We start from the raw sequence: 8,501 nt of genomic DNA on the forward strand, positions 1-8,501 counted from the left end.
GGTCCGCAAGAACATGGGCACGTACTTCGACGGCGGCACCCACTGGTCGGCCGGCTGGGGCCGCTTCGTGACCGGCGCCGACTTCGGTCGCCTCCGCTTCGGCGACGCCACCGGCGACGGCAAGGCGGACCTGTACGTCCACGTGCTCGGCACCGGCGAGGTCTCGGTGCGCAAGAACATGGGCACGTACTTCGACGGCGGCACCCGCATGATCACCCTGTGACCATGACCGGCTGAACGCACCGCACGGCCGTACGGCGAACGGGCCCGGACCCTCGGACGAAGGGCCGGGCCCGTTCGCGCCCCGCGCGTACCGGACTTCACCAATACTGCTCACGTACAGCAGGGACCTGAAAACACGGTGTGACAGCGGAGGTTGGCGTGTGCGAGTGCGAGTGGGAGACGGAAGAGCTCGGGTGCGGCCACGCCGGTGAGCCGGGTGCGGTCATGGCGGACGGGCGGGAGCCCGACCCCGTCGTCGTCCCGGCCGGTTTCGGCGGCGGCTCCTCGGACCGGCTCACCGACTGGTGGCACTACAGCGGCAGGCTGGGCGATCAGGTCGCCACCCACCTGCGGGGCTCCTGCGCCTGCGGCTGGCGGGGCGAGGCCCTGTATCCGCTGGACTGGTCGCGGGTCGATCGGCGCCGCCCGTACGCGTACGACACCTCCGGCCCGGAGGCGGCCTGGCGGGAGCACGTGGCCGAGGTCGAGTCGCGCCTGGCCCCCCTGCCCGAGGACCTGGTCGCGCTCCTGGACCGACTCGGCTCCCGGCTGAGCGGACTGTCCGACACCGACCCGCTCGCGGCCCTGCGCGCGGCGGGCATCGCGCGGCGCACGGCGGAGGTGTTCGCCGGCTCGGCGGCTCTCACGGTCCGGCAGAAGGGGCCGTCCCTGGAGGAGGTGGGCACCGCTCTCGGCTGCGACGCCAAGGAGGCGCGGGCCCGACTGCGCGGGTACTACGCGTACTTCTGACGAATTCCGACCACGACGTGCGGCCCGGCCGAGGCGGTGCGGGCCGCACGTCGTGGAGGGCCCTGTGCATCGTGCGGCGGCCTGTACTGCGTGACGTCGAAGAACGGCCAGGCGCCCTCGGCGTTGAAACGCCTCGCCCACCAGGCCGATCGTCTGAGGTACTCATGCGTCAGCAGGCGGCGTGACCGGGTGTGCGCCAGGGCGCGGTCCCCGTTGTCGGACCAGTCGATCCTCTTGAGCCTCCGCAGCTCGGTGATGTCCCGCTCCTCAGTCATCCCGTCGCCATCTGCCGTGGACTTCCCGGATGATTGCCGCGCCGCCGCGCACGCGCTCCCCGTGAGGTACGGCAACACCGCTCGCCGCGCCAGGAGGGGCCGAACCGGAGGTTCCTCCAGGGTCCCTCGGCGCGGAGAGTGCCACGTTGCTTCCGCAGCGGGCGGTGCGCGGACCGCGTCCTGAGGCGCGGTCGTTCTGTACGTCGGAAAGCCGCCAGGCCGCCGCGCGCAGGCTCATACCAGGGGGGCGGGGAGGGGAGTGCGCCCGCCGTCGGCTTCAGCGCACGCGTACGGGGGTGTTCCGAGCCGTCTTCTCCGTCGACAGGCTCTCTGCGGCAGGGCGGTTCCGTACGGCGTGGCGGGGGCGGGCGCGCGCTCGTCCTCCGGTCATTCGTCTTTGCGGTACTTGACGGCCAGCACGGCGATTCCCCCTCCGGACAGGGCCAGAACCCCTCCGATGCCGACGACGATCCAGCCGAATATGTCCTTGGCCGTGTCCTGCTGGTCGGCGGCTTCCTCGGCGTCGAACGTGTCGGTCGTCTTGCCCGTGGAGCGGGAGTAGCGCTCGCACGTCTCGCCCTCCTCCATGACCCGGCTGCCGCAGAGCGCCCCCGGCTCGTCGGCGATCATGTCCTTGCCGATCAGCCCGACCCAGATCCCGGCCGCCAGCAACACGCCCACCACGATGGTCACGCAGCCCCACTGGCCTGCTTTTCCTGCCTTCGTTGTCATGGGCACAGAGGGTACCGTTCCTCAATCGTCCCTGTTGGAGGGGGTGATGGGCATCGCCCGCACCCTTCCAGGGCGGAGAAGGCCGCCTACGGAAGCGCCCCGCGTCGCGCCCGAGGCCCCGCTCGGGGAGAGCGGGGCCTCGGGGTGGTGGAGAGGAGGAGGGAAGGGGCTAGCTGATGGACGTGATGTAGCCCCAGCCGCCCGTGCCGACCTCGATGCTCGGGCCGTCGACGGGGCCGTGGATCGAGGAGCCGCCCTTGTAGAACTTCAGGGTGCCGTCGCCCACGGTGGCCCACATGTCGGCCACGCCGTCGCGGTTGGCGTCGGCGGCGCCGGCGATCAGCGGGCGGTTGGCGACGGTGTAGCTGCGGCCGTACTCGGTGCGGTCGCTGAACGTGTTGTTCGGCTGGCCCAGGTAGATGTACAGGACGCCGTCCCGCGTGTCGCGGGCGAGCAGGTCCACCCGGCCGTCCCGGTCGGCGTCGCCGGGGGCCGAGAGGGTCATGACGTCCCAGCCGCTCGTGCCGATGAGGACGGGCGCGGCGATGGCCGGGGTCGGGGCCGCGGTGCCGGAGTACAGGAACAGCTTGTTGTCGTACGAGATGACGAGGTCCGGGTGGCCGTTGCGGTTGACGTCCCCGGCGCCCACGACCTTGGCGTCCGTGGGCATGGCGCTGTGGATCTTTATGGGCGAACCGAGCGTGCCGTCACCGCGGTTGGGGTAGACCCGCAGCTCGCTGCCGACACGGGCGACGACGTCCTCCATGGCGTCCCCGGTCCAGTCGCCCCGGTGCGTCACGGACGCGCCGCCCCATCCGCCGGTGCCGATGGTGATGCGCGCGCCGAGGGCGCCGGTGCCGGTGCCGGGGTAGATGTACAGCTTGCCGGTGTCGTCCACGGCGACGAGGTCGGGCTTGTTGTCGCCGTTCATGTCACCCGGCACGGGCAGCGCCGTGCTGGTGATCCAGGAGCGCACGTCGTCCACGCGCGTGGCCACGGCTCCCGTGCGGGTCTCCGTCTCCGGCGCGCCGAGGCAGCCGCCCTGCCACGACCTGCTGGTGACGGCGACCAGTTCGCCGTTGGCCCGCAGTACGGGGCCGCCGGAGTCGCCCTGGCACAGGACCGCGTCGCCGGTCGCCGCGAGCGCCACGTCGGCCGAACTGCCGCCGGTCGCGGTGAACTGCGCGGTGTGCAGCCGGTCGGGGACCCAGGTGGTCTTCGTCCGGCCGAACCCGGCCGCCTGGACGTTCTCGTCGGCGGTCACCGGCGTGGCGGCCAGGGTGGCCGGCTTCAGGTTGGTGATGCCGACGCCCAGCTTCACCATGACCAGGTCGCGGTCGGGGTGGGGGACGAGCTGGATCGCGGTGCGGACCGCGCCGCCCGTGGCCTGGTTCAGGTCGACGCGGCCGACCGTGACCGTCGTCGTGGACGTGGGCTTGCCGGGCTGGACCACGCCCGTGGCGTCGGCGAAGCAGCTCGCGGCGGAGAGGACCCACCGGGGGCTCACGAGCGTTCCGGTGCAGGAGCGCTCGGAGTTGCCGATGACGATCCGCGCGGTGTGCGCGTGGGCCGCCGCGTCGGCCGGGGCCCCCTGGAGGGCCTGTGCGGGCGAGCCGACCAGGCTGGAGGCCAGGGTGGCGACGACGGCTGCGCCGCCTGCCCAGAGTCTGCGTCTGTGGGTGTGCGACATGACGTTTCTCCCGTTGATGGCGAGTGAGAACACTCCGGCCGTGCCGAACGGCGGAGCGGTGCTGCGGAATCGGGGGCGGCGGCACGGCGGGCGTACGTCCACCGGCGACCGCCGTCCCTGGGACGGGGCCGGGTCAGCCGGACGCGCCCCGAGGCCGCCGGCGTTGCGCGACGCAGCGGCGTCGGGCGGGAAGGGGCGGCGGGGCGTGCACGGGCACGCGGCGGCGGTGCGGCGCCGAACACGGCGTCGGGCAGGGCCTCATACCGCTTTCTCCCCCCGTTACGAGGGGGCCGGACCCGTCCCCTCTAGTCCCGCGGGGCCGGCCGGATCACCCCGACGGCGGTCCGTCGAGGCGCGCAAGCCCGCAAGTGACCGCATTCAAACACGGAGTGATCATTTGTGCGCCTGATGAAGATCGGGCAGAACGTGCAAACCCGATGTGATGAGCGTGTGGCCTTCGTCACAGCGCCCGTAGCGCGGTGACGGGCCGCCGACGCGGGCCGGGCCGCGCGCCGGGAAACGCGATCGGCCGAGGTCGCAGGGGGTTTTCGCCCCTGCGGCCCCGGCCGCCGTGTCATCGGTGGTGGTGGTGCGTCAGCGCAGCCCGTCCACGAACGCCCGCCAGGCGTGCGCCCCGAGCACGATGGCCGGGCCGGTCGGGTTCTTGCTGTCCCGGACCGGGACGGAACCGCAGCAGGAGCCAGCGGCCACCTCGACGCACTCGCCGCCGGTGTTGCCGCTGTACGAGGAGGTCTGCCAGGCCGCGCCCCCGGTGACGGTGCACTCGACGCACTCGCCGCCGGTGCTCCCGCTGTACGAGGACGTCCGCCAGGCCGCGCCCCCGGTCACGGTGCACTCAACGCAGTCACCGCCGGTGTTCCCGCTGTAGCTGGACTTGCGCCACTCCGCGTTCTTCAGGTCACGGCCGGTCTCCATAACGTTCCTCCATCACGCGGCTGATCCGCGCCACCGATTCCTCGACGGAGAGTGCGGTGGCCTGGAGGTGAGCGTAGCGGAGCGAACCCTCCCGGACCGTGTCGGGGTTGGCCGTCATGTGGCCGGAGATGAGGTCCTCGGTGTAGACGATGTCCGGGTCGTCCTCGAAGCGCAGAAAGTTGAACGAACCTGCCAGGCTTGCGTGTTGACCCGCCTCGAACGGCAGCACCTGAATCCGCATCCACCGGTGCGTGGCGAAGTCCAACAGCTTCTGGAGTTGCGCGCGCATCACCTCGCGGCCGCCGATCGGTCGGTACAGCACCGCCTCGTCCAGGATCGCCCAGGCCAGCGGCGGCTTCTCGCGCTCCAGGATGCGCTGCCGCTCCATCCGGGCGGCCAGCAGGTTCTCCAGGCCGTCCGGCATACCGGTCGCCAGCACCGCCCGCGCGTACTCCTCCGTCTGGAGCAGCCCGTACACCACCTGCGCCTGGTACGTGGAGATGTACGCGGCCTTCGCCTCCATGTCCGCGTACGGCTGGAACCACGTCGGCAGTTGGCTGCGCAGGACCAGGCCCACCAGGCGGGAGAAGGTCCCGTCCGTCTCCAGCGCCACGTCCACGCGCTCGGAGAAGTCGCGGGTGGGGATCTTCTTCGTCGTCTCGATCTGGCCGATCAGCGAGCCGGTGCAGAAGATCATCGCGCCCAGCTCGGGCTGTTTGAGACCGCGTGCCTCGCGGTGGCGGCGCAGCTCCCAGCCGTAGTAGTCCAGCGGGGAAGCGTCGGGATCGAGCGTTTGGATGTTGGCCACGGCTCGCGGACCTCCGAGGTGCAACGCCTCGCGGCGTTCGTTTCGTTATATAGCCGAGCGTAGCCACGTGATTGCACGCTGGTGACATGAATCACGTAATTGTTCCCCGGCGCGATCCCGGAGAGCCCGTCTACCGCGCCGACTTCGCCATGGGCGAGCACTCCGCCCGGCACCTGCGCCGCGTCCTGCGGCTGTACCTCACCACCTGGGAGCTGCTGGACCTCGCCGACGCGGCGGAGCTGGCGCTCACCGAGCTGATCGCCAACGTCGTCCGGCACGTGCCGGACCGCCGCTGCCAGACCCTCATCTTCCGGCTGCCCGGACGCGAGGGCGTACGCGTCGAAGTGGCGGACGGCAGCCCGGTCGTGCCCCTCGCGATCACGGGTGACCCGCTGGACGAGGGGGGCCGGGGGCTCGTCCTGGTGGACGCCCTCACCGACAAGTGGGGCGTCGAGCTGCGGTGGGACGGCAGCGGGAAGACGGTCTGGTTCGAGTGCCTGACCCCGCCGGAGAAGGGCGGCAGCCGCTTCAGGCCAGCTCGGCCAGAACCGCGTCCGTGAACGGGGTCCACGCCTGTGCCGCCCACGGCCCGAAGGCCCGGTCCGTCAGGGCCACGCAGGCGACCCCGGCCGCCGGGTCGATCCAGAGGAAGGTGCCGGACTGGCCGAAGTGGCCGAAGGTGGCCGGGGAGGAGGTGTCGCCCGTCCAGTGCGGGGACTTGGCCCCCCGGATCTCGAAGCCGAGGCCCCAGTCGTTCGGGTTCTGGTGGCCGTAGCCCGGCAGGACGCCCTTGAGGCCCGGATGCACGACGCTCTGGGCCTCCAGGACCGTACGGGGGTCGAGGAGGCGGGGGGCCTGCACCTCGGCGGCGAAGCGGGCCAGGTCGTCCACGGTGGAGACGCCGGCGCGGGCGGGGGAGCCGTCGAGGGAGGTCGCGGTCATGCCCAGCGGCTCCAGGACGGCCTGGCGCAGGTACTCCGGGAACGGGATGCCGGACGCCTTCGCGATGTGGTCGCCCAGCACCTCGAACCCCGCGTTGGAGTACAGGCGGCGCTCGCCGGGCGGGGCCGCCGCCCGGTGCTCGTCGTAGGCCAGCCCGCTGGTGTGCGCGAGCAGGTGGCGCACCGTGGAGCCCTCGGGGCCGGCCGGCTCGTCCAGCTCGATCGCCCCCTCCTCGTACGCCACGAGCGCCGCGTAGGCCGCGAGCGGCTTGGTGACCGAGGCGAGGGGGAAGCGGTGGGCGGTCGGCCCGTGCGTACCGAGGACGGCGCCGTCCGCCCGTACGACGGCGACCGCCGCCGTGGGGACCGGCCAGGTGTCGATGATGCGCAGGCTCTCCATGCCGTCGAGCGTAACGCCCGGCCCCGCAGGCTCCGCCGGGGGTCCGGGGCGGGCGCGCCCTTTCCCCGGCGGATCACCCGCGACCTGCGCAACACACCGAAATCTGCCGCGATTCCGCTTGCTTGGAGTGCACTCCAAGGCTCTAGCGTGGAGGGCATGACGGTGATCGACGGAATTCCCCGGTCCACTCCCGTGCGGTTACAGCCGTCCGAGGGGGTGAGGGCCTGCGCGGCGCCCCCGAAGCCGCATCCCCGCCCCGCGGGGCGGGACAGCTACACGATCAGCGAGGTCGTCGCCTTCACCGGGCTCACCGCGCACACCCTGCGCTGGTACGAGCGCATCGGGCTGATGCCGCACGTGGACCGCTCGCACACGGGCCAGCGGCGCTTCAGCAACCGCGACCTCGACTGGCTGACCTTCGTCGGCAAGCTGCGGCTGACCGGGATGCCCGTCGCCGACATGGTGCACTACGCGGAACTGCTGCGCGAGGGCGAATCCACCCTCGAAGCGCGGCAGGAGCTGCTGGAGGCGACGCGCCGCGACGTGATCTCGCGGATCGCGGAACTCCACGACACCCTCGCCGTCCTGGACCACAAGATCGATTTCTACGCGAGCGCCCGCCGGGCGCCGGAGAGGCACAGTGCCTGATGAGTGTTGACAAGATCGCCACCGTGGAGCTGGGCAGCGGCGGACCGAGGATCGGCGTCCAGGGCCTCGGCTGCATGGGCATGAGCGAGTTCTACGGCGACACCGACGAGCGGGCCGCCCGCGACACCCTGGAAGCGGCGCTGGAAGCGGGCGTCACCCTCTTCGACACCGCCGACGCCTACGGGCGCGGGGCCAACGAGGAGTTCCTCGCCCCGTTCGTGAGCGCCCGCCGGGACGAGATCACCCTCGCCACCAAGTTCGGCCTCGTCCGCAGCGACGACCCCCGCTACCGGGCGGTGGCCAACCAGCCCCACGAGATCCGCGCCTCCATCGAGGCGAGCCTGCGCCGGCTGAACACGGACGTCATCGACCTCTACTACATGCACCGCCGCGACCCGGACGTGCCGCTCGCCGAGTCGATCGGCACCATGGCGGAGCTGATCCAGGAGGGCAAGGTCAAGCAGATCGGGGTCAGCGAGGTGACCGGCCCGGAGCTGCGCGAGGCGCACGCCGTGCACCCGATCGCCGCCATCCAGTCGGAGTGGTCCCTGTTCAGCCGGGACGTGGAGAAGAGCGCGGTCGGCGCGGCGGCGGAGCTGGGCATCACGTTCGTCCCGTACTCCCCGCTCGGGCGCGGCTTCCTGACCGGCGCGTTCGCCGACGCGGACAAGGACCTGGGCGAGGGCGACTTCCGCAAGCGCCAGCCCCGCTTCACCGGTGACAACGCCCGTGCCAACGCGGCCCTGCTGGAGCCCGTCCACAAGATCGCCGAGGCGCACGGGGCGACGGCCGCGCAGGTGGCCCTGGCCTGGGTGCAGCAGCGGGCGCAGGTGCACGGCCTGACGGTCGTCCCGATCCCCGGCACCCGCAAGCGCAGCCGCCTGCTGGAGAACCTGGGGGCGACCCGGCTGACCCTGACGGCCGACGAACTGGCCCTGCTGGAGCCGATCGCGGGCCAGGTGGCGGGGGACCGCTACCCGGACATGAGCAGCACGTCGGCCGCGCGGGAGTAGCCGTTCGGACCGCGGGGGGGGGGGGGGGGGGGGGGGGGGGGGGGGGGGGGCGCCCGGCGGGGGGTCAGGTGGTGGTGTGGGGTGCG

General features: G+C 72.3%; 10 protein-coding genes and 1 pseudogene. 5 read left to right on the forward strand and 6 right to left on the reverse strand.

What is annotated here, in order from left to right; all coding sequences use genetic code 11:
• Nucleotides 1-223: pseudogene (locus ACZ6EJ_RS05250) on the forward strand (fusidic acid esterase FusH); the annotation flags it as partial.
• Between the two features lie 140 nt (nt 224-363).
• Nucleotides 364-972: a hypothetical protein gene (locus tag ACZ6EJ_RS05255; protein ID WP_469264769.1), complete on the forward strand. Its 609-nt coding sequence runs from the start codon at nt 364-366 to the stop codon at nt 970-972.
• Here the strand turns inward: ACZ6EJ_RS05255 and ACZ6EJ_RS05260 are convergent.
• The 5 genes from ACZ6EJ_RS05260 to ACZ6EJ_RS05280 all read right to left on the reverse strand — a co-directional run bounded on the left by ACZ6EJ_RS05260 (nt 957) and on the right by ACZ6EJ_RS05280 (nt 5,413).
• Nucleotides 957-1,247 (reverse strand): hypothetical protein, encoded by a 291-nt coding sequence (locus ACZ6EJ_RS05260; RefSeq protein WP_469264770.1) that lies wholly within the window; start codon nt 1,245-1,247, stop codon nt 957-959. The two genes, ACZ6EJ_RS05255 and ACZ6EJ_RS05260, sit on opposite strands and share 16 nt — an antisense overlap.
• Nucleotides 1,248-1,634: 387 nt before the next feature.
• Nucleotides 1,635-1,979 carry a hypothetical protein gene (locus ACZ6EJ_RS05265; RefSeq protein WP_469264771.1) on the reverse strand — a complete coding sequence of 115 codons (345 nt, stop codon included), beginning with the start codon at nt 1,977-1,979 and terminating at the stop codon, nt 1,635-1,637.
• A gap of 169 nt (nt 1,980-2,148) precedes the next feature.
• Nucleotides 2,149-3,669, reverse strand: coding sequence for an FG-GAP-like repeat-containing protein (locus ACZ6EJ_RS05270; protein WP_469264772.1), 1,521 nt, complete (start codon nt 3,667-3,669; stop codon nt 2,149-2,151).
• Nucleotides 3,670-4,263: 594 nt separating this feature from the next.
• On the reverse strand, nt 4,264-4,605 hold the full coding sequence (locus tag ACZ6EJ_RS05275) for a DUF397 domain-containing protein (RefSeq protein WP_469264773.1): 342 nt from the start codon (nt 4,603-4,605) through the stop codon (nt 4,264-4,266).
• Nucleotides 4,589-5,413, reverse strand: a complete 825-nt coding sequence (locus ACZ6EJ_RS05280; protein ID WP_469264774.1) for a helix-turn-helix domain-containing protein — start codon at nt 5,411-5,413, stop codon at nt 4,589-4,591. The genes ACZ6EJ_RS05275 and ACZ6EJ_RS05280 overlap by 17 nt, the downstream gene beginning before the upstream one ends.
• Before the next feature lie 86 nt (nt 5,414-5,499).
• On the opposite strand from ACZ6EJ_RS05280, the gene ACZ6EJ_RS05285 reads away from it, so the two are divergent.
• Nucleotides 5,500-5,973 (forward strand): ATP-binding protein, encoded by a 474-nt coding sequence (locus ACZ6EJ_RS05285; protein WP_469264775.1) that lies wholly within the window; start codon nt 5,500-5,502, stop codon nt 5,971-5,973.
• Here the strand turns inward: ACZ6EJ_RS05285 and ACZ6EJ_RS05290 are convergent.
• Nucleotides 5,942-6,754, reverse strand: a complete 813-nt coding sequence (locus ACZ6EJ_RS05290; RefSeq protein ID WP_469264776.1) for a serine hydrolase domain-containing protein — start codon at nt 6,752-6,754, stop codon at nt 5,942-5,944. The genes ACZ6EJ_RS05285 and ACZ6EJ_RS05290 overlap by 32 nt on opposite strands.
• Before the next feature lie 156 nt (nt 6,755-6,910).
• Here ACZ6EJ_RS05290 and ACZ6EJ_RS05295 point away from each other — a divergent pair, with 156 nt between their 5' ends.
• Both ACZ6EJ_RS05295 and ACZ6EJ_RS05300 read left to right on the forward strand, forming a co-directional pair.
• A complete protein-coding gene (locus ACZ6EJ_RS05295) occupies nt 6,911-7,402 on the forward strand; it encodes a MerR family transcriptional regulator (protein ID WP_469264777.1) in 492 nt (163 codons plus the stop codon).
• Nucleotides 7,402-8,415 (forward strand): aldo/keto reductase, encoded by a 1,014-nt coding sequence (locus ACZ6EJ_RS05300; RefSeq protein ID WP_469264778.1) that lies wholly within the window; start codon nt 7,402-7,404, stop codon nt 8,413-8,415. The genes ACZ6EJ_RS05295 and ACZ6EJ_RS05300 overlap by 1 nt, the downstream gene beginning before the upstream one ends.
• Nucleotides 8,416-8,501 lie beyond the last annotated feature (86 nt).

This window comes from Streptomyces sp. NPDC041970 (assembly GCF_055588985.1).

Bases quoted from the DNA above. Each gene is read 5' to 3' on its own strand.
- ACZ6EJ_RS05260 (WP_469264770.1), bottom strand. From the start codon at position 1,247: ATGACTGAGGAGCGGGACATCACCGAGCTGCGGAGGCTCAAGAGGATC.
- ACZ6EJ_RS05265 (WP_469264771.1), bottom strand. From the start codon at position 1,979: ATGACAACGAAGGCAGGAAAAGCAGGCCAGTGGGGCTGCGTGACCATC.
- ACZ6EJ_RS05270 (WP_469264772.1), bottom strand. From the start codon at position 3,669: ATGTCGCACACCCACAGACGCAGACTCTGGGCAGGCGGCGCAGCCGTC.
- ACZ6EJ_RS05275 (WP_469264773.1), bottom strand. From the start codon at position 4,605: ATGGAGACCGGCCGTGACCTGAAGAACGCGGAGTGGCGCAAGTCCAGC.
- ACZ6EJ_RS05285 (WP_469264775.1), top strand. From the start codon at position 5,500: ATGAATCACGTAATTGTTCCCCGGCGCGATCCCGGAGAGCCCGTCTAC.
- ACZ6EJ_RS05290 (WP_469264776.1), bottom strand. From the start codon at position 6,754: ATGGAGAGCCTGCGCATCATCGACACCTGGCCGGTCCCCACGGCGGCG.
- ACZ6EJ_RS05295 (WP_469264777.1), top strand. From the start codon at position 6,911: ATGACGGTGATCGACGGAATTCCCCGGTCCACTCCCGTGCGGTTACAG.
- ACZ6EJ_RS05300 (WP_469264778.1), top strand. From the start codon at position 7,402: ATGAGTGTTGACAAGATCGCCACCGTGGAGCTGGGCAGCGGCGGACCG.